Annotated in this window: 23 protein-coding genes and 1 riboswitch; of the genes, 4 read left to right on the top strand and 19 right to left on the bottom strand. The window is 65.4% G+C overall.

What is annotated here, in order from left to right:
- Positions 1 to 38: 38 nt before the first annotated feature.
- Genes NE850_RS26310 through NE850_RS26225 form a run of 18 tightly spaced genes read right to left on the bottom strand, consistent with a single transcriptional unit; the run spans position 39 to position 17,227 of the window.
- Complete coding sequence (locus NE850_RS26310; RefSeq protein ID WP_007180841.1) at positions 39 to 482, bottom strand: hypothetical protein; 444 nt, start codon at positions 480 to 482, stop codon at positions 39 to 41.
- A 53-nt stretch (positions 483 to 535) separates the two neighbouring features.
- Positions 536 to 958 carry a hypothetical protein gene (locus NE850_RS26305; RefSeq protein ID WP_007180840.1) on the bottom strand — a complete coding sequence of 141 codons (423 nt, stop codon included), beginning with the start codon at positions 956 to 958 and terminating at the stop codon, positions 536 to 538.
- A 35-nt stretch (positions 959 to 993) separates the two neighbouring features.
- Entirely contained in the window at positions 994 to 2,235 is a 1,242-nt protein-coding gene (locus NE850_RS26300; protein ID WP_165186815.1) for a beta-ketoacyl synthase, read from the bottom strand.
- On the bottom strand, positions 2,232 to 3,458 hold the full coding sequence (locus NE850_RS26295; RefSeq protein ID WP_165186818.1) for a beta-ketoacyl-ACP synthase: 1,227 nt from the start codon (positions 3,456 to 3,458) through the stop codon (positions 2,232 to 2,234). Before NE850_RS26295 ends, NE850_RS26300 begins: the two co-directional genes overlap by 4 nt.
- The gene (locus tag NE850_RS26290; RefSeq protein ID WP_007180837.1) at positions 3,458 to 4,183 is read right to left on the bottom strand and encodes a 3-ketoacyl-ACP reductase FabG2; all 726 of its coding nucleotides are present in this window, start codon (positions 4,181 to 4,183) and stop codon (positions 3,458 to 3,460) included. Before NE850_RS26290 ends, NE850_RS26295 begins: the two co-directional genes overlap by 1 nt.
- Positions 4,180 to 4,665, bottom strand: coding sequence for a hotdog family protein (locus NE850_RS26285; protein WP_007180836.1), 486 nt, complete (start codon positions 4,663 to 4,665; stop codon positions 4,180 to 4,182). The genes NE850_RS26290 and NE850_RS26285 overlap by 4 nt, the downstream gene beginning before the upstream one ends.
- 8 nt (positions 4,666 to 4,673) lie before the next feature.
- Positions 4,674 to 5,855 carry a beta-ketoacyl-[acyl-carrier-protein] synthase family protein gene (locus tag NE850_RS26280; RefSeq protein ID WP_007180835.1) on the bottom strand — a complete coding sequence of 394 codons (1,182 nt, stop codon included), beginning with the start codon at positions 5,853 to 5,855 and terminating at the stop codon, positions 4,674 to 4,676.
- On the bottom strand, positions 5,852 to 8,260 hold the full coding sequence (locus tag NE850_RS26275; RefSeq protein ID WP_165186820.1) for an MMPL family transporter: 2,409 nt from the start codon (positions 8,258 to 8,260) through the stop codon (positions 5,852 to 5,854). The genes NE850_RS26280 and NE850_RS26275 overlap by 4 nt, the downstream gene beginning before the upstream one ends.
- The gene (locus tag NE850_RS26270; RefSeq protein WP_007180833.1) at positions 8,260 to 8,949 is read right to left on the bottom strand and encodes an outer membrane lipoprotein carrier protein LolA; all 690 of its coding nucleotides are present in this window, start codon (positions 8,947 to 8,949) and stop codon (positions 8,260 to 8,262) included. Before NE850_RS26270 ends, NE850_RS26275 begins: the two co-directional genes overlap by 1 nt.
- Positions 8,937 to 9,368, bottom strand: a complete 432-nt coding sequence (locus tag NE850_RS26265; RefSeq protein WP_007180832.1) for a thioesterase family protein — start codon at positions 9,366 to 9,368, stop codon at positions 8,937 to 8,939. The genes NE850_RS26270 and NE850_RS26265 overlap by 13 nt, the downstream gene beginning before the upstream one ends.
- A complete protein-coding gene (gene hutH, locus NE850_RS26260; protein ID WP_007180831.1) occupies positions 9,365 to 10,960 on the bottom strand; it encodes a histidine ammonia-lyase in 1,596 nt (531 codons plus the stop codon). The genes NE850_RS26265 and hutH overlap by 4 nt, the downstream gene beginning before the upstream one ends.
- Entirely contained in the window at positions 10,947 to 12,674 is a 1,728-nt protein-coding gene (locus NE850_RS26255; RefSeq protein ID WP_007180830.1) for a glycosyltransferase, read from the bottom strand. Before NE850_RS26255 ends, hutH begins: the two co-directional genes overlap by 14 nt.
- Positions 12,671 to 14,512, bottom strand: coding sequence for an AMP-binding protein (locus tag NE850_RS26250; protein WP_165186823.1), 1,842 nt, complete (start codon positions 14,510 to 14,512; stop codon positions 12,671 to 12,673). Before NE850_RS26250 ends, NE850_RS26255 begins: the two co-directional genes overlap by 4 nt.
- Positions 14,512 to 15,174 (bottom strand): hypothetical protein, encoded by a 663-nt coding sequence (locus tag NE850_RS26245; RefSeq protein WP_007180828.1) that lies wholly within the window; start codon positions 15,172 to 15,174, stop codon positions 14,512 to 14,514. Before NE850_RS26245 ends, NE850_RS26250 begins: the two co-directional genes overlap by 1 nt.
- Positions 15,174 to 15,425, bottom strand: coding sequence for an acyl carrier protein (locus NE850_RS26240; RefSeq protein ID WP_007180827.1), 252 nt, complete (start codon positions 15,423 to 15,425; stop codon positions 15,174 to 15,176). Before NE850_RS26240 ends, NE850_RS26245 begins: the two co-directional genes overlap by 1 nt.
- Positions 15,426 to 15,428: 3 nt before the next feature.
- Entirely contained in the window at positions 15,429 to 15,728 is a 300-nt protein-coding gene (locus tag NE850_RS26235; RefSeq protein WP_007180826.1) for a phosphopantetheine-binding protein, read from the bottom strand.
- The gene (locus NE850_RS26230) at positions 15,703 to 16,497 is read right to left on the bottom strand and encodes a 1-acyl-sn-glycerol-3-phosphate acyltransferase (RefSeq protein WP_007180825.1); all 795 of its coding nucleotides are present in this window, start codon (positions 16,495 to 16,497) and stop codon (positions 15,703 to 15,705) included. The genes NE850_RS26235 and NE850_RS26230 overlap by 26 nt, the downstream gene beginning before the upstream one ends.
- Positions 16,481 to 17,227 (bottom strand): beta-ketoacyl synthase chain length factor, encoded by a 747-nt coding sequence (locus NE850_RS26225; RefSeq protein ID WP_007180824.1) that lies wholly within the window; start codon positions 17,225 to 17,227, stop codon positions 16,481 to 16,483. Before NE850_RS26225 ends, NE850_RS26230 begins: the two co-directional genes overlap by 17 nt.
- Positions 17,228 to 17,822: 595 nt before the next feature.
- Positions 17,823 to 18,042, top strand: a riboswitch (yybP-ykoY riboswitch).
- Positions 18,043 to 18,051: 9 nt separating this feature from the next.
- Here NE850_RS26225 and NE850_RS26220 point away from each other — a divergent pair.
- Entirely contained in the window at positions 18,052 to 18,624 is a 573-nt protein-coding gene (locus NE850_RS26220; protein ID WP_095418493.1) for a TMEM165/GDT1 family protein, read from the top strand.
- A 296-nt stretch (positions 18,625 to 18,920) separates the two neighbouring features.
- Here NE850_RS26220 and NE850_RS26215 read toward each other — a convergent pair whose 3' ends face one another.
- Positions 18,921 to 19,625 (bottom strand): DUF4136 domain-containing protein, encoded by a 705-nt coding sequence (locus tag NE850_RS26215; RefSeq protein ID WP_007180822.1) that lies wholly within the window; start codon positions 19,623 to 19,625, stop codon positions 18,921 to 18,923.
- Positions 19,626 to 19,852: 227 nt separating this feature from the next.
- Here NE850_RS26215 and pepN point away from each other — a divergent pair, with 227 nt between their 5' ends.
- The 3 genes from pepN to NE850_RS26200 all read left to right on the top strand — a co-directional run bounded on the left by pepN (position 19,853) and on the right by NE850_RS26200 (position 23,497).
- Positions 19,853 to 22,549, top strand: coding sequence for an aminopeptidase N (pepN, locus tag NE850_RS26210; protein ID WP_310699601.1), 2,697 nt, complete (start codon positions 19,853 to 19,855; stop codon positions 22,547 to 22,549).
- A gap of 194 nt (positions 22,550 to 22,743) precedes the next feature.
- Complete coding sequence (locus tag NE850_RS26205; protein ID WP_310699600.1) at positions 22,744 to 23,025, top strand: type II toxin-antitoxin system RelE/ParE family toxin; 282 nt, start codon at positions 22,744 to 22,746, stop codon at positions 23,023 to 23,025.
- A gap of 16 nt (positions 23,026 to 23,041) precedes the next feature.
- Positions 23,042 to 23,497 (top strand): HigA family addiction module antitoxin, encoded by a 456-nt coding sequence (locus NE850_RS26200; RefSeq protein ID WP_035517940.1) that lies wholly within the window; start codon positions 23,042 to 23,044, stop codon positions 23,495 to 23,497.
- Positions 23,498 to 23,541: the final 44 nt, after the last annotated feature.

The following is a 23,541-nucleotide window of genomic DNA, read 5'->3' as shown; positions in this document are numbered from 1 at the left end:
TCCGCACGGGTCCGCGCTCCCTTGCACTCACTTGCCCCCTACTTGCGCAGCGTCACCACTTCGCCCGTCAAAGCCACGCCGGCGATCACCGCGCCCGCGCCACAGGTGTATTCGGTCGCGCTCTCACGCAATTCGTTCTTGTAGTTGCTCTTGATGTTGATCACCGCATTGCCGCCTTCCTTGCGCGCACGTTCCTGCAATTCGATCACCGCCGAGAGGAAAACGTGCTGACAGGCCTGCAAATCGCTCTTGCCGAACGCGTTGGTCTTCTTGTTGGTCGCGAATTCGCCCATCGTCTTGACGACAGCCGGATGGTGCTGACCTGCGAAATACAGCGCGACGTCGTCGCTCACTTTGCCGGGTTCGCTGTGCAAGGCCTGATCGAGCGGATAGTAGTTGACCGTATCGCGGGCAAAAGCCGGCGCGGCGCTCAATGTGGCGAACGAAGCAAACAATGCGGCAAACAGCACATAACGTTTCATCGAGACTCCTTGGTGGTTGTTGTTGCTCTGGTGAGTTCTATTTCCGATCCGGCTCAATTCGATTCCAGCACGACGAGTTGTCCCTTCACCGCGATCGCGGCGGCGCTGGGGCTGACCCCGCAGGTGAATTCGGTCGATGAATTGCTCTCGGTGCTATGAAAGCGCGTGGACACGTCGATTACAGCGTTAGCGTGGCGTTCGCTTGCCGCCGCGCGCAACTTCTGCACCGCTTCGGCGAGCGCTTCGTGGCAGGCGTCGTCAGGCCCGGCAACCTTGCGCGCGATCCGCACCGAGTACGACACGTCGCCCAGTCGAGTCCTGACCGCCGGGTGGTCCTGCTGGCCGAAATACACCGGCACGCCGCCGCGCGATTCGCCGGCGGCCGCCGCGAGCGGCAACGACTTCACCTGGGTGGCGCATCCCGCCTGCGTCAACACCACCACCGCCAGTGCGCCCAATACAGCTGTTCTTTTCATTTTTCTTGCCCTCGTTTTTTAAAGTCGCGGCCGTTTCAGCCGCCCTGCCATGCTTCGAACATCAGGCTCGCGCAACTGCCGCCGAACCCGAATGAAACCGACATCGCCGTGCCGATGCGCGCCTCGCGCGTGGCACGCACAAGCGGCATGCCGTCCACGGCCGGCTCCGGCGTGTCGATGCCCGCCGTGCCCGCAATGAAGCCGTCGCGCATCATCAGCAGTGTGTAGATCGCCTCGTGCGCGCCGCAAGCGCCGAGCGGATGCCCCGTCATCCCCTTGGTCGATGAAAACGCCGGCACGCGACGATCGAACGCCGCGCCGAACACTTCGCTCAGCGCGCGTAGTTCCTCCGTATCGCCGAGCGGCGTCGACGGTGCGTGCGTGTTGACGTAGTCGGGCCGCTTGCCCGCTTCATGCAACGCGCCGCGCATGGCGCGCGCGATCCCCGCCGCGCGCGGCGCGACCATGCCGGCGCTGTCCGTGCAGTCGCCGAATCCGGTGAGTTCCGCGTAGATGCGCGCGCCGCGTGCGAGCGCGTACTCGAGTGATTCGAGCACCAGCACGCCGCCGCCCGACGCGATCACGAAACCGTCGCGCTCCGTGTCGTAAGGACGTGACGCGCGCTGCGGCGTGTCGTTGAAGCGGCGCGACAACGCGCCCATCGCGTCGAACATGAGCGTCATGTTGTCGTGCAGCGACTCGCTGCCGCCGGCCAGCACGATCTGCTGGCGGCCGGTCTGGATCAGTTGCATCGCCTGGCCGATCGCGAGCGCCGAGGTCGTACACGCCGATGACGGCGAATAGCTGACGCCTTCGAGCCCAAACACCTGCGCGACATTCGCCGACGCGGTGCTGCTCATCGCATGCGGCACCGTGTACGGCGGCACCTTGTCGACACCGCGAGCGTGTGCGGTTGCCATCGCCGCGTCGTAAGTGGACATCGTGCCGACGCCCGAACCGATCACCGCGCCGGCGCGCGGCGAGCGCAACGCCGCGGCATCGAGCCCGGCGTCGCTGATCGCGTTGCGCGCGGCGTGACAGGCGAACCGCGCCGTGTCGCCCATGAAGCGTTCGAGCTTGCGCTCAAACGGCGGTTCATTCACAACCGACGCAACGCCCGCCACCTGGGAAGCGAAGCCGCGCTCGCGCCAGGCGTCGATCCGCTGAATGCGCGAGCGGCCTGCGCGCAACGCGGCGGAAACCTCGTCGAGCGTATTGCCGAGACACGACACGATCCCCATGCCGGTCACGACCACGCGTTGCAGCGCCATGCTCATCGAACGCGCCTGAAAATCAGCGACGTGTTGATGCCGCCGAACGCAAAGTTGTTGCTCATCACGTATTCGGCATCGATCTCCCGGCCTGCGCCGGCGATGTAATCGAGCGGCGCACAGGCCGGATCGACCTGGGTCAGGTTCAAGGTCGGCGCATACCAGTTGCGCTTCATCATCTCGATGGTCCACCAGGCTTCGAGCGCGCCGCACGCGCCGAGCGTGTGGCCGACATAGCTCTTGAGCGAACTGATCGGCATGTGCGCGCCGAAGGTCTGCGCAGTCGCATGGCTTTCGGCAATATCGCCGCGATCCGTCGAGGTGCCGTGCGCATTCACGTAGGCGATCGCTTCAGGCGCGAGTTGGGCGTCCTTGAGCGCGAGTTGCATCGCGAGCGCCATCGTTTCGGCGGTCGGCTGCGTCATATGCGCGCCGTCCGAGTTGCAGCCGAAGCCGACGATCTCCGCATGAATCCGCGCACCGCGCGCCACCGCGTGCTCATAGTCTTCGAGCACCAGGGTGGCCGCGCCTTCGCCGACCACGAGGCCGTCGCGCGCGGCGTCGAACGGACGCGGCGTCAGATGCGGCTCGTCGTTGCGCGTGCTGGTGGCGTACAGCGTGTCGAACACGGCGACCGCCGGGCCCGACAGTTCCTCCGCGCCGCCCGCCAGCATCAGCGTCTGCTTGCCGGTCTGGATCGCTTCATACGCATAGCCGATCGCCTGGCTGCCCGAGGCACACGCGCACGAGGTCGGAATGATCCGCCCTTTCAGATCCCAGAACAGGCTGACGTTGACCGCGGTGGTGTGCGGCATCATCTGCACATAGCTGTTGGATGTGACGTCGCTCATCGAGCCGGTTTCGAGCATCGTGCCGAAGGCGCGGATCGGCTGCACCGAGCCCGACGACGAACCGTACGCGACGCCCATGCGGCCGTCCTTGATGGTGGCGTCGTCGGCGAGGCCCGCGTCGGCAAGCGCCAGTTCGCTCGCGCGCACCGAGTACATCGAGACCGGTCCCATCGAGCGGGTCTTCTTGCGCGGATAGTGCGCGGGCAACGTGAAGCCCGGCAACGGACACGCCAGCCGCGTATGCAACGACTCGAAGTAGTCCCATTCGGGCATGCGCCGCACGGCGTTCACGCCGCTCTTCAGACGCGTTTCGATCACGTCCCAGCTGTCGCCGAATGCCGTGACGCCGCCCATGCCGGTAATGACGACGCGCTTCATCAGATCATCCCGCCGTTCACGCCGATCACCTGGCGCGTGACATACGAGGCCGCATCCGACATCAGGAAGCTGACCACGGACGCCACCTCGGCAGGCTGGCCGACGCGGTTCATCGGCACCGTCTTCAACACCTGTTCGAGCGGCAGCTCGTCGAGCATGCCGCTTTCGATCAAACCCGGCGCGACGCAATTGACGGTGATGTTGCGCGTCGCCAGTTCGACCGCGAGCGCCTTGGTCGCGCCGATCAGGCCGGCTTTCGCCGCGCTGTAGTTGACCTGGCCGCGATTGCCCATCACGCCGGACACCGAAGCGATCGTGACGATACGGCCGCCCTTGCGGGCTCGCACCATCGGCATGGTCAACGGATGGACGACGTTGTAGAACGAGTCCAGACCGGTTTCGATCACCACGTCCCAGTCTTCGCCGCTGAGCGCGGGGAACGCGGCGTCGCGGGTCACGCCCGCGCTGCACACGATGCCGTAATACGGACCGTTCGCCGCGACGTCCGCTTCGAGCACTTCGCGGCACACGGCGCGCTCGCGCACGTCGAATTGCAACACACGCGCCGTGCCGCCTTGCGCGGCGATGCCCGTCGCAACCGCGTCGGCCTCGCTGCGCCCCGTGCGGCAATGCACGGAGACCGCGAAGCCGTCGGCGGCCAACTTGTACGCAATCGCGCGGCCAATGCCACGGCTTGCGCCGGTAACGAGAACACGCCGGCTCATGAACTGAAACTCCCTTCGATGAACGACTGAAAATCAGCCGGTTGAAAAACCTTGATGACGGCTTCCGCGCAGTCCGCGTCGCCATGCCGGATGGTGCATTCGTAGGCGCCGTGGCCTTCTTCGCTGCGCAGCAGTTCCATGACGTGGATCGACAACTGCGCGCCGGCGGCAAACGACGCCCGCAGTGCCTTGTAGCTGCGCGAGCCGAGCAGCACGCCCGGCCGCGCGCGGCCGCCGCCGCGCATGGCCAGCAACGCGACGTGCGCGGCGATCGCCTGCGCCATCAGTTCGATGCCGATCCACGCGGGCATGGCGCCATCGGCGTCGGCATACCAGGCGTCGGCGCGCACGGTGGCGCGCGCGCTCAGCGTCTGTTCGTCGAACGTTTCCACGGCGTCGATCAGCAGCATGGTGCCGCGATGCGGGATGATCGCCTCGATCGGCTGCCGGACCAGTTCCTGAACGGTGGGCGGCGGGTTCATGGCATGGCTCATCGGGCAAGAATCAGGCTGACATTGCTGCCGCCGAAAGCAAATGAATTGCTCATTGCGTACTGCGCGCCATCTTGCGGCAAAAACCGCTCGCTTTCCACGAGATCCAGCGGCGGCAACGCCGGATCGGCTTCACCGTCCCACAGATGACGCGGCAACGGCACGTTGTCGCGCCCCAGCGTCAGCCAGGCGAAGCCGAGTTCGGTGGCGCCCGCCGCGCCGAGCTGGTGGCCGGTCAACGGCTTGGTGCCGCTCGTCGCCACGCCGCCGGGAAAGACGCGCGACATCAGGCTGGCCTCCATCGCGTCGTTCTTGCGCGTCGCGGTAGCGTGCAGATTCACATAGCCGATCGCCGACGATTCGACACCCGCATCCGCGAGCGCCGCGCGCAGCGCGAGTTCACCGCCCACGCCCTGCGGGTCCGGCGAGGAAATGTGATACGCATCGCTCGATTCGCCCACGCCCGCGACGCGCACCGCCGCCTCGTCGCGGCTCATGAGGAACACGGCCGCGCCTTCGCCGACATTGATCCCGCAACGATTGCGGCTCATCGGGTTGCTGCGCACGTTGCTAGTCGATTCGAGCGACGCAAAACCCTGCACCGTCAGCTCGCACAGCGAATCGACACCACCCACCACGACCGCATCGCACAGTTGCAACTGCAACAGCCGGCGTGCCGACGCAAAGGCTTTCGCGCTCGACGTGCACGCGGTCGAAATGGTGAACGCCGGACCGTGCAGGCCGAGCACGGCGGCGGCGAACGGCGCGGCTGTGCCGATTTCCATCTGCCGGTAGTTGAAGTTCGCGGGAAGATCGCCGGCCTGCGCCTGATAGACGAACGCGGCTTCGGCGGCCTCGATGCCCGACGTGCTGGTGCCGAGCACCACACCGACGCGATGCGCGCCGTAGCGCTCGCGCGCCGCTTCCACAGCAGGCGCGATCTGCGCCAGCGCGGCGAGCAGCAAGCGGTTATTGCGGCAGTCGTAGCGAGCGAGTTCGGCGCGCGGCGCCAGCTCCAGCGGCGCGAGCACGCTGCCGACGAACGCCTCGCCGATCCCCGTATGCGCGTTCGCCATACCCGGCGAACGACCGGCGGCAAGCGCCGGGACAATGCTTTCGAGGTCGCCGCCGAGCGCGTTGATCATGCCGAGCGCGTGCAAATAAACTGATGGCGCCTTCATGCGGCCCCCCTTGATTCCGATGGCATGCCGATCGGCGCGAGCAGCACCGAGACCGCGATGCCGAGCGCGAGCGTCGCGCCAAAACTTTTCAGCGCGGGCATGGCGCTCATGCCGAGCATGCCGAACGACAACAACGTGGTGGCCGCCGACAACAACACGCCCGTCCACACCGCGCCGAGGTCGGCGTCCGCGCGCAGGCAGCCTTCGCGCAGGAATACGGCATAGTTTGCGCCTACGCCGAGCACGAGCATGAGCGCGAGCCAGTTGAACAGATTGAGCGGCACGTGCGCGTAGCCGAATACGGCGAGCGTGACGCCCACGGCAAGCAGCACCGGCAAAGCCACGGCGACGCCGCCACGCATGCGGTAACGCAGCATCAGCAGAACGAGCACGAGGGCCAGCGCGCCGCCGAGCCACCAGCCGCTATCCACGCGATACGCGCCGAACAGTTTCGACACGCTGGCTGCCTTGTCGACGAACACGACGCCGGGCAAGCCTTCCGCCAACGCGATCAATGCGGGTTCGTTCCGCAGCGTCACGCCTTGCGGAATGACGACCGCGGCATAGGCTTTCGTGGCTGCATCGACTTCGCCGAGCCAAAGGTGTTTGTACGGTTGCGACCACGGCGCCGCGAGCCACGTATCGACCGTCAGCGGTGCTTGCGGTTTCGCGTACGCGGCAAGCCAGGCGTCGGCGACTTCGTCCTTGAAGCCGGCTTGCAGTAGCGTGGCGCGCAACGCGGCACGGTCGTCGAACACGTGTTGCGCGAGCAACGCGCGGTCTTCATTCTGCTGTTTCGCCGACGGCACGAATTGCGCAACCGACTGATAACTGCCGACCTTGTTCGCGGTCCCGTTCAATGCATCCAGCTTCGTGCCCAACGCTTCGGCGCGTTGCAGCACGAGTTCGGGCGTCTCGCCGCGCACGACGAAAAACTGCGCGCTGTTATCCACGCCGACCGCCGCGCGCACCTTGTCTTCCTGCGCGACGAGCGCAGGATCGCGCTGGATCAGCAGATGGATATCGTCGTCGCTGGTCAGACGCAGCCAGCCGGGAATCGCCAGCAACAACAGCAACGCCGCGACGAACCACGCCCGCTTGCCGCCGATCGTGCGATGCCACACCGCCAGCACGCGCGCCGCGCCTGCAAACACGCGCTGCGGGCTGCGTTTAGGCGCGCGCGTGAGCAACGCGGGCAGCAGCCACAACACGGACGCGAACGCCGTCGTGATCCCTGCAATCGCGAAGCAGGCAATCTGCTTGAGCGCGGGAAACGGCACCCACGTGAGGATTGCGTAGCCGAGCAGACTCGTCGCGAGCGCCACGCTCAGCGCGGGACGCACGGCGCGCGCGCCGCGCCGTGCGTCCCAGTCACGCTGCGCGCCGAGATACACCACGAAGTACTGAATCGAATAGTCGACCGCTTCGCCGATCAGGCTTGCGCCGAACACGAGCGTCAACAGATGCAGCTTGCCGAAAATCAGCATCGTCACCGCGAGCGCGCAAACTATGCCGAGCGCGGTCGATACGAAGCCGAGCAATAGCAGACGCGGCGAGCGGAACACCCACATCATCAGCAGCGCGATACCGCACAGCGATGCAATGCCGATCAGATGCACTTCATGTTCCGACGCGCTGCGCGCCGCTTCCGCGTAAAACACGGCACCTGTTCGCGCCACCGAAACGTCGGGGAACGACTGCTTCAAGGCGCTTTCGCCCTGAGCGAGCGCCGCCAGGACGGCGTGCTGCGTTTTCGTTTCGTACGCCGAACCCGGCAGCGTCGCGACGATCAGCACGCTGGTGGCGGCGCCGTGATGCGAAACCAGCATGTTGTCTTCGAGTTCGAGATTCGAGGTGGCAAGCGGCAGGCCGCCGAGCCAGTGTTCGAGCCAGCCGAACGGATCGTCGGCGAGCGGCGTGGTGAGTCCGCCGCGCAGTGGGCTGTAGAGGCGCTGCGCGAGCGTGTCGTGCAACGTGCTGCCCGCCGCGCCACTGGCCAATGCCGTGCGGTCCGCCGGCGCCAGCAGGCCGAAGCGGTACGGCATGTACAGCGCCGCGATTTGCGAGAGATCGAACGGCGGCAATTCCGCCGTCACCGAACCGAACGCGCCGCTCTTTTGCAGCGACGCACCCAGCTGTTTCGCGGCCGCCTTCGCGTGCGCGTCGTCGTTGCTCGTGACCAGAAAAACCGTGCGGTCGCCAAGCGCGCTCGCCAGCGTATCCACGGCCTGTTCGGCGACGGGGTCGGCCTCGGTCGCGGGTAATAGCGCGAGCAGATTAGTTTGCAGCGGCGACGGTCCGGCGAAACGCCAGCCGCAATACAGTGCCGCCACGAGCGCGAGCAGCAGCCACGCGGCGCGCACGCCCCATACCTGTTTCGGCGACCGCTGTTGCAGCATCTCCATTACGGCGCCCCGAGCAGGCCGCGCTCAGTCGCACTGAGTTCGGTCACGGCCGCGCTCTTCGTGAAGTCGAGTTGGGTGACGTCGCCATTTGCCAACGTGATGCGCAGGCTCTGCAGATAGTCGCCGCCGCTCATCGCCAGACCTTTGATCGACTGCGCGATCTGCGGCTGATTCGGCGTGAGCTGCATGCGCCATTGCGCGGCGTTACCCTGGGCTTCCACGTCGAATTGCGAGTACAGCGCCGACAGATCGCCGCCGAGCATCGCACGCATCATCTTCGAGACTTGTGCGACGCCGCGCGTGCCCTGTGCGCTGTGAGCCGCGACGCGCTGGCCGTTCGCATCGACTTCAACCACGCCTGCGTCGGTGATTACGTAGGTGGCTTTGTATGGCTTGTCGATCTGCCAGATCACGCCGCGCTCGCGGAAGAACAACAGCGAGCCGGTACTGACGAGCGGCTGCTTCATCGCAGCCAGCGTTTGCGTCTGCGTGAATTGCGCGCGCACGCCCCGCGCCTGCGCGAGATGCGCGGCGATCTGCGAGACGAGTGCGGGGTTGCCGGGCGCGGCTTCTTTCGTCGACACCGCCGACGCAGCCTGCGTCCATACGACTGCCGCGGCGAGCACACTCGCCACACTCAGCGCGCTCAATGTGCTCACGATCACCGCGCGCAAATTCACCGTCCCCATACGCGCTCCAGCTTGTCGAACACGACCGGCGGCGAGACGAACTGCAACTCCTGGGTGGCGGCATCGACCGCGACCTGGATCGTATAGCCCTTGGTCAGGCGCGTGCCGGACGCGCAATCGACGATTTCATAGCCTATTTTCAGGCGGTTTTCGTGTTCGATCAGTTGCGTGCGTACTTCGATCTGCTGACCGTAGGTAGCCGGCCGCACGTATTTCAGATGCGCTTCCACGATCGGCCACAAGTAGCCGGAAGCCTGCATCTCGCGATAGTCGTAGTCGAAAGCGCGCAGCAGCGCCGCGCGGCCAATCTCGAAGTACTTCAGATAGTGCCCATGCCAGCACACGTTCATCGCGTCGACGTCGTGGAACGGCACTTCCACCGTCGCGCTCGCGCTCAGCACTTTGCGGGAACCTGTCATGCGTCCGGTCCTCCGCGATAGTCTTGCAGTAGATCGCACGCGGCAATGCGGGCGGTCAGTGCGCGCAGTTCGTGTTCGAGCGCGCGGTCTTCGTCGACGAATGGCGACTGCGCGCCCACGCTCTCCATGAACGTTCGCAGCGGCGCGGGAACCGGCGTTCCACTATCGATCTTCAATCGCAGACGGGCAGCTTGCACGGTTGCGAGCGTATGCGCTGCCGCCACCTGTTCGGTCAGTTCCAGCACGCGCAGGCAGTCGCGCGCGGCGATCGTGCCCATGCTGACCTTGTCCTGGTTGTGCGCCTCGGTGGAGCGCGAGAAAACACTGGCGGGCATGGTGTTCTTCAATGCTTCGGCGGTCCATGCGGACGACGAAATCTGCACCGCCTTGAAACCGTGATTGATCGCGGCGCGCGCGGACGTGGCGCCCGACAGATTGCGCGGCAAGCCGTTATTGAAATTGACGTCGACGAGGAGCGCCAGTTGCCGGTCCATCAGATCGGCGAGATTGGCGATCGCGACCTTCAGCGAGTCCATCGCGAAAGCGATATGACCGCCGTAGAAGTTGCCGCCGTGCAGCACGCGTTCGTTGTCCGGATCGATCAGCGGGTTGTCGTTCGCGCTGTTCAGTTCGTTCTCGACGTCGCGGCGCACCCACGAAAGCGCGTCGCGCGCCACGCCGATCACATGCGGCGAGCAGCGAATCGAATATCGGTCCTGCAGACGGTGGCCCGGCGTGTCGTCGCGCCCGGCCAGGTCGTCACGGATCCATGCCGCCGCTTCGGCCTGACCGGCGTGCGGCTTCACTTCGAACAGCATCGCGTCGAAATGTGCGGCACGGCCGTCGAGCGCGACCGTGCACAGCGCCGTCAGGCGCGCGGTGAGCCGCGTGAGATGATCGGCGCGCGCAAACGCGAGACAGGCGAGACCCGTCATCACGGCGGTGCCGTTCATCAGCGCGAGCCCTTCTTTCGGCGCGAGCGTAAGCGGCGTTTGACCGAGTTCGGTCCACACTTCACGCACATCGCGCAGGCGCCCTTTGAACATCACGTCGCGCTCACCCGCGAGCGCGGCGGCCACATACGAAAGCGGCGTGAGATCGCCGCTCGCACCGACCGAGCCTTCCGACGGAACGCACGGCAACACGCGATGATTGACCAGATCGGCCAGACGTTCGAGCAACACCGGACGCACGCCGGAAAAACCGTATGCGAGCGAGTTGAGCCGCGCGGCGATCACCGCGAGCGTCTGCGCCTCGTCGAGATACTGGCCCATGCCGCAGCCGTGATAGCGCGTGAGTTGCAGCGGCAATGCTTCGACCAGTTCCATCGGCACGTCGACCACGCAGGCGTCGCCGTAACCGGTGTTGACGCCGTACACGGTCGCGCCCGCGGCCAGATGCCGGCGCAGAAAATCCGCGCCGCGCTGGATGCGCGCGCGCCACGCCGGATCGGCGCTCAAGGCGACCGGCGCGCGGTGCTGCGCAATCGCGACGACCTCTTCGATCGTGAGCTTGCGCCCGCCTATTACGACTGCTGTCGTGTTCACATTTGCGCCCGCATCCGGCACATCGATCAGATCATGTTCGGCCATTCGCGCCTCGCTTGGGGCTGGCCCAGAAATCGAAGAAGTTGAACCATTGATAAGGTGCCTTGCGGCAATAGTGTTCGAGACGCACGGCATAACGTTGCGCCCACGCGGCGAGATGCTGCGCGCGTTCGCGGCGCGGCAGTTCGATGCGCTCCGCGAACGGTTCGAAATAAAGACGGTAGCCGTCGCGCTCTTTCAGGCAGAAGAACAGATAGACCGGGCAGCCCAATGCATGCGCGAGCACATACGGGCCTTGCGCGAACGGCGCGGTGGAGCCGAGAAATCGTGCTTCAGTCGTGCGGCCTGCTTCGTGTGCGGGCACGCGGTCGCCGACGATCACCAGCAACTCGCCGGCGTCGACGCGCTCCTGCATCATCATCGCGGTCTCGGGTCCGAAGTCGCGCACTTCCAGCAGATGCCGCGCGAACTCGCTATTGGCCGAAGCCAGCACGCTATTGAAGCGGCGCGCGTGGTCTGTATAGACGACGGCCGTGACCTTCGCGTAAGCGCCCTGAGCGGCGAGCGCGCGGGTCATCTCCAGATTGCCGAGATGCGCGCCGATCACGAGCGCGCCCTTGCCGCTCGCTACCAATGCTTCGAATGCCGAAGGATCTTCGAACTTGACGTCGGCATTGTTGACGCGGCCCGACCAGGCCGCGAGCTTGTCGAAGCCCGATTGCGCGAACGCCAGCATATGGCGGTACGCGGACAGCCAGCCCGGACGCGGCGTACCGCCTTGCGGCGCGGCTTCGCCGAGATGTCTGAAATAGTTGCCGGAGGCCTCGCGCGCGGCGCGGCCGGTCAGCAGAAAATACGCGACGATCGGATGCAGCCAGAGCGCGGCGAAGCGCCGGCCGAACAGCTTGCAACTGAGCGCGAGCAGCGACATGCCCAGGTGGCTGCCGCGTTCGGCGATACGCCACCAGTCCTGTTCGTTCCGTTCGCTGTATCCCTCTGCGGACTCGGTGCGGCGCGGCATCACCTTATGCGCGAGCAGCATGGGCAGACGCCACAGCATGCCGAACACGAGCCGCGTATGACTGCGGCTGATGCGCACGTTGTCCCACAGCACGTCGAAATGCGAGACGCCGTCGGTCGCATAGGTGACGCGTGTCGGAATCGAGCGGAACGCGGCGCGCCGCCAGTACAGACGCACGAGGATCTCGATGTCGAAGTCCATGCGGGTGGGCAGTCGCACGCTGTCGATCAGACTGCAGGCCAGCGCCAGCGGATAGAGGCGAAAGCCGCACATCGAATCGCGGATCGTCAACGAAAGCGTTTCGATCCATACCCACACATGCGTCAGATAGCGGCCGTAGAGACGCGCTTTCGGCACGCTCTCGTCGTAGACCGGGCGGCCGAGAATCACCGCGCCCGGTTCGGCGCGCGCGGCTTCGATGAAACGCGGTACGTCGGTGGCGTCGTGCTGGCCGTCGGCGTCGATCTGCAAGGCGTGCGTGTAGCCCGCCTTGCGCGCGGCGCGCAGCCCCGCCATCACCGCCGCGCCTTTGCCGCCGTTGAGCGGCAGGCGCAGCAGCGTGAGCTGCCCCACGTACTGCTGCGCGAGCGCGGCGAGCACCTGCTGGGTGGCCTCGTCGCTGCCGTCGTCGACGATAAAAAACGGCAGGCCGTGAACCGCGAGATGAGCAATGGTCGCGCCGATCGCGTCCTTATGGTTGTAGATCGGAATGACGATGCATGGGGAGAAGGTCTTCACGCCGGCGCCCCGTAGACGATCACGCCGGACGCGCAATCACGGCCGTTCACACGGTACGCGAACTGCACGCGCCGGCGAGCCGCGTCGTGAGCGAGCGTGAGCTTGAGCACGGCGCCCGGCGGCACCGGCGCCATGAACTTCAAACGATCGATCGACGCCAGCGCGCGCACGGCCGGCAAGTGGTCGGCGGCGAGGCGCATCGCCCAGTCGATCTGAACGACGCCGGGCAGAATCGGCAGGCCGGGAAAATGGCCGGCGAAATGCACGAGCGCGGGCGGCACGCGCAACTCGTAATGCAGCGTATCGCCGCTGCGCGCTTCGGCCAGCACTTCGACACCTTCGCTGCGCGGTTCGAAGGCGGCCGCCACGGTGGCCACCGGCAGTTTGCCGCGCGCGTCGAACGGCAGCGTGACGCGAAAACGCCAATGGCGCGGCAGCACCACGACGTCGAAATATTCGGCGAGATGCCGGCGCAATATTTTCGCGAGCGCCACGCGGCCTTCGTCGCGCAATGCTGCGCCGCCCGCTTCGGTCAGCGCCACGACGGCGCCGACGCGCTCGCGCGAGGCGCCGGCCAGCGGCACGATCGCCGCTTGCGCGACATACGGATGCAGCGCGAGGCGCGCTTCCAGTTCCGGCAACGACACGCGTTTGCCGTCGAGCTTGAGCACGCGGTCGAGCCGGCCTTGCAGGCGGAAACGGCCGTCGGCGTCGAAAGCGATCTTGTCGTCGGTGCGATGCCAGCCCGTGTGATCGAGGTGTGGCGAGCGGACGTTGAGCGCGCCGTCTTCGTCGCGGCGCACGTCGATTCCGCTCACCGGTTGCCAGGCGTCGGTCTGATCCTGGCGCCGCCACGCAATGCCGCCGGTTTCCGTGCTGCCGTAAATTTCGAGCGGCGCCGCGCCATAGGCGGCGGCGTATTCCTGCGCGGCTTCAGGCGCCAACGGGCCGCCCGACGAAAAGAACGCGAGCGGCGCCGGCGTCAGGTCGGCAAAGCCGGGCAACGCGGGCCAGCGCGACAGTTGCGCGGGCGTCGAAACGATCACCGCCGCGCCGCAATGTTCGATCTGCGCTTGCAGATGCAACGGCTCGATGCTGACCGCACGGTCGAAGGCACGGCCGGCGGCAAGCGGCCACAACACGCGAAACAGCAAACCGTAGATGTGGTGATGCGGCACGCTCGCGAGCACGGTCGCGTCGCCGACCAGCGCGCCCCACTGTTTTTCCAGCGTGTGCACTTCGGCGTTGAATTGCGCGAGTGTCTTGCGGATCGGCTTGGGGCGGCCGCTGCTGCCGGATGTGTAAAGCGTGAGCGGGGCGTTGGGGTCGATCGTATAAGCGGCGCTCGACGTGTGCGCCGGGGCCGCCTCGGCGTTTCTGGTGCCGGCGTCGGCTCCGGCGTTGCCTGCCGCTGCTGCGTTGACGTCGACGCGCGTGTTGAAGCCGGTATCGGCATGGGTTACTGCGTTGACTTCAGCTTCGGCGTTGACGCTGACGTTGGCTCCAGCAGCAAGCTCGAACGGCGGCAAATCCGCATCGGTCAACACCGCTTCGTAAGCATCCGCGAGATCGGCCAGATAGCCCGGCGTCGCATTGGCCGGAATCACCGGCTCCTTGCCGCACGCGAGCAACGCGAAGAGCGCGCAGGCGAAATCGAACGGATCGTCGATACAGAGTGCGTAGCGTTGCGCGGCCTGCGTCTGCACGAGCGCGATCAAAGCGGCGACGCGCGCGCGAAACGCCGCGCGATCGAGCACCATGGCGCCATCCCGGCAAACGGGCGCCCGCAGCGCGGCGCTCTCATGAACCGCCGACAACAGATCATGCAACGCGATCATTAGGCCGCCTCCGAACGCGCGGCGCGCGGCAGCACGACCAGGTAACGCCAGACGACCTCGGCCGCCAGCAGCACGCCGATCAGCCCATAGGCGATCGCTCCGTTATAGAGCGACCAGCTCGCACGGCTCCAGTACAGCGCCGTATAAGCGGAAAACACGCCGTTCAGCGCGAAGAATCCACACCACACCTGGGTCACGCGCCGCGTATGGCGCACCGCGCCCGGCGCCAGGTCGGGATTGCCGAGGCGTGCGAATTTTTCGATCATGGACGGCCCGCGCACGAGCGTCGCGCCGAATGCGATCAGCAAACCCAGATTGACGAGCGACGGATAAAGACGCAACAGCAGTTCGCTATTGGTGAGCACGATGGCCGCCGACGCACAGCTCAGCAAGCCAGCCACGGTCCAGTCGATCGTGGAGAGCCGCCGCAGCGAGGTCGCGACCGGGCCGCTGCCGGCCCAGCGCTGCAGCCACAGGATCGCGAACAGCATGCAGCCCACATAGCGCGGCGTGTCCCAGCGCCACGCGCACAGGATCAGCGCGGGGTACGCGAGCTTCAGCAGCACCTGCACGACGGTTTTGCCCAGGCGACGCCCGGTGCCGGGCGAGGCATCGGCGGCCTGCTGCGGCGCCGCTTGCGTTCGCGAGCGTGCGGCGCACATCAGCCTTGTGCCGCCAGCAGGGATTCGACCGCCCCGATCACGTCGCCGACAGTGCGCACCGACTTGAACTCTTCCGGCTTGATGCGGCGTCCGGTCATTTCCTGCAGTTTGATCGCGAGGTCGACGGCGTCGATGCTGTCGAGATCGAGGTCTTCGAACAGATGCGCTTCGGGCGTGACACGCTCGGGCTCGATCGCGAAGTTCTCTTTGAAGATGGCGCGGATGCGCTCCAGAATCTCTGCCTCGGACACGATTTATTCCCCTTTTCTGGTTGTTTCGTTCACAGCGTGCACCGCTTCGCGCTGGCTCGCCACCAGCGCCGCGAGCGTGTTGATCGAGCGGAAGTGTTCGCGCGTGCGCTCGTCGTTCGCCGCAAGGGTCAGTTGGTATTGTTTGCGCAGCACGATGCCGATTTCGAGCGCGTCGATCGAATCGAGACCGATGCCGTCGGTGTCGAACAACGGTGCATCGTCGTCGATATCGGCCGGGCTCAGGTCTTCCAGATCGAGCGCTTCGATCAGAAGCTGTTTAATTTCCAGTTTTAAAGAATCCATAATCGAACAGGTGCTGAGTAATGTGTGCTTCGACGGCGCTCGTCACGCTGCGCGCCGCAAGAGCCGGTGGAGTGTCATGGGCCGCGAGCTGGTCGACGCCGAGCGGTTCGAGCACGTTCACGCGGATTCTGAACGCGCGCGCCGGCACGTCGTACCAGCGCATCTGCTTGGTGAAGGCGGGCGGATCGCAATCCATCAGCACCGGGACGATCGGTGCGCCGGCTTTCAGCGCCATGTGCGCGAAACCGCGCGAAAAAGCATGCAGCCGGTTCGGCGCGGGGCTGCGCGAGCCTTCCGGAAAAATGATCATCGTATAGCCCGCCGCCAGTTGCTTCGCGCCGGCCTCGACGAGCTCCGCCGGGTCGGCATTGCTGACGTATTCCGCCGAGCGCACGATGCCCCAGAAACACGGGTTGCTCCAGTGCGCGTTTTTCACCACGCAACAGGCATGCGGCGTGAGCGACAGCAGCACCATCACGTCGAGATAGGTCGGGTGGTTGGCAACCACGATCGCCGGGCCGTCCGCGCGCAATGCGCGCATGCCCGACACTTCGAGTTCCATCACGCCGACGCGCTGCAACACCGCGACCAGCGCGCGGAAAAACCAGTGGATCACGCTCGTCACCGCGAACTGTCGCGATGCGCGGTGCGGCCACACCCACGCAAGCGGAAACACCACCACCGAAAACAGCATGCCGCACACGCCGAAAACCACGAAGGCCATGCCGGTCGCGCAGAATCGCCAGCAATAATCAAGCCGCGCGGTCATGCCAACTCCAATGCCAACTGGCGTCGGCACCTTGCCAGGCGGCGGGCAGCCCGGTCTCCAGGCAGTGCTGCAGCGCCTGGCTCTGGGTCGCGAAGAAGCTGGGCAAGCCGGCGCGGTGCCCGCCGGCGGGCTGGTTCGCGCTGGCTTCATGCGCCGACGCGGGCTCCCGCGCACCCGCGCGGCAGACCATGCACACCAGTTCGGCCGTCGCCGTTTCGCTATCGAGCAGGATCGCGATCGCGCCACCCGGCACTTCGTCTTCGATCGTGCCGTACGCGGCGTCGGCCGGTTCGTCGGCGTAGACCAGCAGCAACGGCGAATCCTGCTGCGTGGCATATTGCGCGTGCGCTTCCAGCAGCGCGTAGCCGAGCGTTTCGGCGCCGGCGGAAATCGCGCTCGCCGCCGACCGGTCGCCGCGCGCAATGCCGAACACGCCGGTCATCGCATTGAGCACGGACAGGCTGAAGGCGGTCGGCGACACCGGCTCGCCCGCGCTGATGGCACGCAAGATATCCGTGGTGCGCCGCAGTTCCCCGTGGCGCGAAGCGAACACGACCCGCGCCGCGTCCGCGGCGACACAATCGTGCGCAACCTTGAGCGCCACTCGCGACAGAGTGCTCAGACGACGCCGCACGATCGGCTCGATGAAGCCAATATCGGAGGCGGCAGATGCGGCAGCAGGCCAGCTAGACCAGCGAGCGACCGGAATGGTCCAGTGCAGATCGGGCATATCGGTGTTCGCGCGTAGAAGCGAGGAGGCTGAAGCGCCTGACGGAATACGGCACCGTCACAGCGTGTACGCGCCGCGCGGACCGGCAATCTCCAGCCGGGGTCGATCCAATCTTCTTATCTTATATAGGGTTCAGCCAATTAACGGCACTTGGCCCCGATTATTTAGGCACCCTCGCCAGTTTGTCTGGAGAATTGCCTCGGGCTCCCTGTGGTCGCCGGGAATCATACTGAATATTCTGGGATAAATCAGCCACAAAAGACGTATCCATCTGTATCCGTATCTCTCATGCGACGTTCGGCGAAAAAGCCGTCACTCGCACCTCCGACGCGATTTCCCGCTACACGCACAAACGCAAAACCACTGGCGGCGGGGCTTGCAGTCGATACGGACATACAAGCATTTCGTCGTCATCCGCCCATACTTTCATTTAACTTTCTTAAAAAGTGTTTCAGATTGGCTAGTTTCGGCTCCGTCTTCGCCCTGGTTTCCAAATGGCCGGCGCATAGCCCGCGTCAAATCCACAGTCCGGGCAATGCAACGGCGCGTGCGGCTGACGCAATCCATTATCAGGCGCGGCCACGCCTGTTATACTCCGTCCCTCATTGGGGAGTAGCCGCCTCGCGGCACGTCCGCACCGCTGTCATCGGGTGCGTCGCACGTGTGGTTCGCGGGGGCGCCTGTCAACAGACTTGGCCTGTACGGCCATGGCAGCCGCAGCCTCTGGCCTGGCGAGACCGATGATCCACACACCGCCGCAACAGGGCCCGGCGGTGTCGTGGGTCGTCGCTCGTTCATATCTCGGCCCGGGGAATCAACACACCGTGGATCACGCTTTTCTCATTTCGACCGGAGCGGTCGCGCTCGCCGAGATCGGCGACAAGACGCAATTGCTTTCGCTCGTCCTCGCGGCCCGCTACCGCAAGCCGCTGCCGATCATTCTGGGCGTGCTCGCCGCCACGCTCGTGAATCACGCCTGCGCGGGCGCGCTCGGCGCGTGGCTCGGCTCGCTGCTCACGCCGACCATCATGCGTTGGGCATTGGCGGCATCGTTCATCGGCATGGGGCTGTGGATTCTCGTTCCAGACAAACTCGACGACGAAGAGGCCAATACCAGCCGCACGCACTTCGGCGTATTCGGCGCGACCGTGGTGACGTTCTTTCTCGCGGAAATGGGCGACAAGACGCAGATCGCCACGGTGGCCCTCGCCGCGCGTTTCCACGATTTCTTCGGCGTGGTGGCGGGCACCACGCTCGGCATGATGATCGCCAATGTGCCTGCGATCCTGCTCGGCGACCGTTTCGCTCATCGACTGCCGACCAAGCTCGTGCATGGCATCGCGGCGGTGATGTTTGTCATTCTCGGGACGATGGCGCTGTTCGGTGTGGGCGTTTAGGCGAATGTCGGCCAGCAGATCGGGCGGGTAGCGCAAGGCGCCACGGCAAGGAATTAGCGGCCGGGTCCGCTGAGTCACTCAGCACTCAGGCAGCGCGTGGTCAGCATCTGGCCGCCGTGCGCGGCGCGGCTCGCTTGCGGGTCCGCTCGCGCGGCGATTGATTCGGGCGCCGTGGTGCTTCTTCGGGCTCGATCCGGTATCAGCAAAACAGGCGGCCCGGCAAGAATGATTGCCGGGCCGCTCGTCTTCTTTGCTGCCGGCGAGCGCGTTAGAGCGCGCCGCCAGTCGCGCGTGACCTACTGAACGACTTTCGCACCGGAGGCCGGTGCCGGCGCAGCGGCAGGCGCGGCGCCGGTAGCGGCTATTTCGTTCGATGCCCCGCCGTTCTTGTCGACCGGAATCTTCACGGTGTGGACCACGCCGTTACCGAGCGGGAAATCAGCCAGCGCGCTACGCGCCAGATACGGCATGGCCCGGACCAGCGACGATTCGCCGCCCGAATTGCGCGCCGTCACGTTGTAGACCTCCTTGCCGGTTGCCCGCTCGGTGATCCGTATGCCCAACAGATGCGTGAAGATCGGATAGCTCTGGTTCACGTACGTGGCGGGGAAGCCACCCCACGGCCCCCACGGATCGAACGGCCGGCCCCAGCCCCAATATGGCGCCGGCCACGGGTTGTAATACACCGGCTCCGAGACCGTCACCATGTCCGAACGGATTCCGTACGAGAGTCCGACCAGATAGCGTGCCTGCGCGTTGTCGACCTGGCGGAAAGAATGCGTGGCGAGTTCGTTCGCGACAAAACGCTCGTAGGTGCTGAGCTCGAGATTGCTCTGCTGGTCCGCCGCCCGCGTGAACGCATAGGTGCGGGTGGCGTCGCTACCGCTCCAGTCTGAGAAGGCCGTGACCTGCGTGGTGACGTAGGTCGTACAGCCGGAAAGCAGCACCGCCAGCCCGGCTAGCAGCAGCGTGGCGCGGCGGGTCCATCGATCGATTTTCATGGTCTACCTCGTGAAGCCTCTCAATGTCTCTGTATTGTCCGTCATGACCGGCCCGGCCGGCGTGCAGGCTTTTGTACCAGGCGGGCGCCCGATAATACGCTGACTGGCAAATTCGGTAAAAAGTTCGCCCCGCACGATTCGCCGAGGCTTTGTACAATGGTTCGACATGCCCGGCTCGTGCGTCAGAAGCGCGCGCGCCGACTCGAGTTCCAACACTACAGAACGCCATGGCCGATACCGCAACGCCCAATGTGATTCGCCGCGCCGACTACGCGCCGCCCGCCTTTCTGATCGACACCGTCGCGCTGGAGTTCGATCTGGTTCCTGAACGCACGGTTGTCCGCAACACGATGCGCGTGCGCCGCAATCCGGAAGCCGCGCGTGCCGCGCATCTGGAACTGATGGGCGAACAGTTGGAGTTCGTGGGCGCCGAGGTCGACGGCCAGCCGTTCGCCAATGCTCACGCGCACGACCACGGCCTGCTGCTCGACAACGTGCCGGATCAGTTCGAACTGACGCTCACGAGCATCTGTAATCCGGCTGCGAACACCACGCTGTCGGGTCTCTACGTGTCGGGCGGCAACTTCTTCACGCAGTGCGAGGCCGAGGGCTTTCGCCGCATCACTTACTTCCTCGACCGCCCGGACGTGATGGCGACCTTCACGGTCACGCTGCGCGCCAGCAAGGCGGATTATCCGGTGCTGCTGTCGAACGGCAACCTGCTCGAAGAAGGCGATTTGCCTGACGGCCGCCACTTCGCGCGCTGGGAGGATCCGTTCCGCAAGCCGAGCTACCTGTTCGCGCTGGTCGCCGGCAAGCTGGTCGCGCTGGAAGAACGCGTAAAGAGCGGCTCGGGCAAGGAAAAGCTGCTGCAGGTGTGGGTCGAGCCGCACGACCTGGACAAGACCCGTCACGCAATGGACTCGCTGATTCATTCGATCCGCTGGGACGAGGAACGCTTCGGGCTCGAACTCGATCTGGACCGCTTCATGATCGTCGCCGTAAGCGACTTCAACATGGGCGCGATGGAGAACAAGGGGCTCAACATCTTCAACACGAAGTACGTGCTGGCGAATCCCGAAACGGCAACCGACACCGACTTCGCGAACATCGAGGCCGTGGTCGGCCACGAGTATTTCCACAACTGGACCGGCAATCGCGTGACGTGCCGCGACTGGTTCCAGTTGAGCCTGAAAGAAGGCCTGACGGTATTCCGCGATCAGGAGTTCTCGGCCGACATGGCCGGCGGCGCGACCGACGAAGCCGCGCGCGCCACCAAGCGCATCGAGGACGTGCGCGTGCTGCGCCAGATGCAGTTCGCCGAAGACGCGGGTCCGATGGCGCATCCTGTGCGCCCGGAAAGCTACGTCGAGATCAACAACTTCTACACGATGACCGTCTACGAGAAAGGCTCGGAAGTCGTGCGGATGTATCAGACGCTGTTCGGCCGCGACGGCTTCCGCAAGGGCATGGACCTGTACTTCAAGCGCCACGACGGCCAGGCCGTGACCTGCGACGATTTCCGTCATGCGCTCGCCGACGCGAACGGCCGCGATCTTGCGCAATTCGAGCGCTGGTATAGCCAGGCCGGCACGCCGCGGGTGTCCGTGCGCACGCAGTACGACGCCGCGCAGCAACGCTACAGCGTGACGCTCACGCAAGGCTATGGCGAAGCCGCACCGGCCGCGCGCGAAACGCAAAAGGGTCCGCTGCTGATTCCGTTTGCGATCGGCTTGATCGGCAAGGACGGTCGCGACCTGCCGCTGCAACTGGAAGGCGAAGCGCAGGCCGGCAAGGCGACCACGCGCGTGCTCGAATTCACGCAGACCGAACAGACCTTCACGTTCGTCAACGTGGCGCAAGAGCCGTTGCCTTCGCTGCTGCGCAATTTCTCGGCGCCGGTGATCGTCGAATACGACTATTCGGCGGAACAGCTGGCATTCCTGCTTGCCCACGACCGCGACCCGTTCAACCGCTGGGAAGCCGGCCAACGGCTCGCCACCCGCGAGCTGCTCACGCTCGCCGGGCGCGCCGCCACGGGTGTGCCGCTGCAGCTCGACGATTCCGTGGTCGCCGCGTTCGCACGCGTGCTGACCGACGAAACGCTCTCGCCTGCGTTCCGCGAACTCGCGTTGATGCTTCCTTCGGAAGCGTATCTGGCCGAGCAGATGGCCGAATCGAATCCGGCGGCCGTGCACGCCGCGCGGCAGTTCGTGCGCAAGCGTCTTGCCAATGCGCTCAGGGGCGACTGGCTCAACGTGTACGAGCAGCATCGCACGCCGGGGGCGTACGAAGCCACGCCTGAAGCGTCCGGTCATCGCGCGCTGAAGAATCTCGCGCTGTCGTATCTCGCCGAACTGGACGATCCGGCAGAGGCCGTGCGTCTCGCGTCCGCGCAATACGATGCGGCGAACAACATGACCGACCGCTCGGCGGCACTGTCCGCGTTGCTCAATGCGTCGGCGGCCAACGGCGGCAGCGCCGAGGCGCAGCAGGCGCTGGACGACTTCTACCGGCGCTTCGAAAAGGAACCGCTCGTGATCGACAAGTGGTTTGCCTTGCAGGCCACGCAGCGCGGCAGCGCGCAGCGTCCGGTGATCGACGTCGTGCGCAAGCTGATGGCGCACCCGGCCTTCAATCTGAAGAACCCGAACCGCGCGCGCTCGCTGATTTTCAGCTTCTGCGCGGCGAACCCGGCGCAATTCCATGCCGAAGACGGCTCGGGCTACGCGTTCTGGGCCGACCAGGTGATCGCGCTCGACGCCATCAATCCGCAAGTGGCCGCCCGCCTCGCCCGCTCGCTGGAATTGTGGCGCCGCTTCACGCCGGCGCTGCGCGACGGCATGCGCGCGGCACTGGAGAAAGTGGCTTCGCAGGTCAAATCGCGCGACGTGCGCGAGATCGTGGAGAAAGCGTTGGCGTGAGATCCGCCTGAGCACTGTTGTCGCATCGAAAGCCGGCACGCGTTGCCGGCTTTTTTTCGCCTTGTGCTCGCCGGGCCGGCGGCGAGCGGCTACAACGCCGGCCATCTGGACGACTGGTCGGCTCGCGCCGGCGGGGTGAAAGTAAACGCATTCATTTAACGGTTTACGTTTAACGCACAGCGTTATATCATCCCATGATCACGACATTCGGCGACAAAACTACGGCGAGAATTTTTCAAGGCAGGTTCGTGTACTCACTGCCGCTTCACATGCAAACGCTCGCGCACCGCAAGCTGCTGCTGATCGACGCCGCAGAGTCCGTTTGCGATCTGCACGCGCCGCCGGGCAACCGGCTGGAAGCGTTGCAAAGCCAGCGCAGCGGGCAATGGAGTATCAGGATCAATGCGCAATGGCGCATCGGTTTTCATTTCGTCGACGGGGAGGCACTGAATGTCGAGATTGTCGACTATCACTGATTATTGGGAGACCGGCATGGTCATCAAACGCTCCGATCTGGACAGCATCGATTTCTCGGGCATCGACTCCGGCAACAGCATCCCGGAAATCCATCCGGGCGAGATTCTGCGCAGCGAGTTTCTCGAACCGCTCGGCATGTCCGTCAATGCGCTCGCGCTCGCACTGCGCGTGCCGGCGCCGCGCATCAACGACGTCGTGCGCGGCAAGCGCGCCGTCTCGGCGGACACCGCGCTGCGACTCGAGCGCTACTTCGGCGCGAGCGCGCAGTTCTGGCTCAACCTGCAGATCGCTTACGATCTGCGCGTCGCCACGGCGGCCGCCGGCGCACAGATCGAACGTGAAATCGAACCCATGCCGAAGGCGGAGCGCCCGAAACTGCCGAAGGTTTCGAGCGACCACGCGCGGGCCGCAGCGCTCGCGGCGAGCGTGAGCGGCAAGATCACGGCCGGCAAGGCACGCCGCAAAACCTGAATTCCGCCGCGTATCGGTGTGTCCGGCGGGTGTGTCCGGCGGCG

Origin of the sequence: Paraburkholderia sp. USG1 (genome assembly GCF_031570135.1) — a bacterium.
GTDB lineage: Bacteria > Pseudomonadota > Gammaproteobacteria > Burkholderiales > Burkholderiaceae > Paraburkholderia > Paraburkholderia dioscoreae.
The sequence above is the reverse complement of the archived record's forward strand: the minus strand, read 5'-3'. Positions and strand labels throughout refer to the sequence as shown.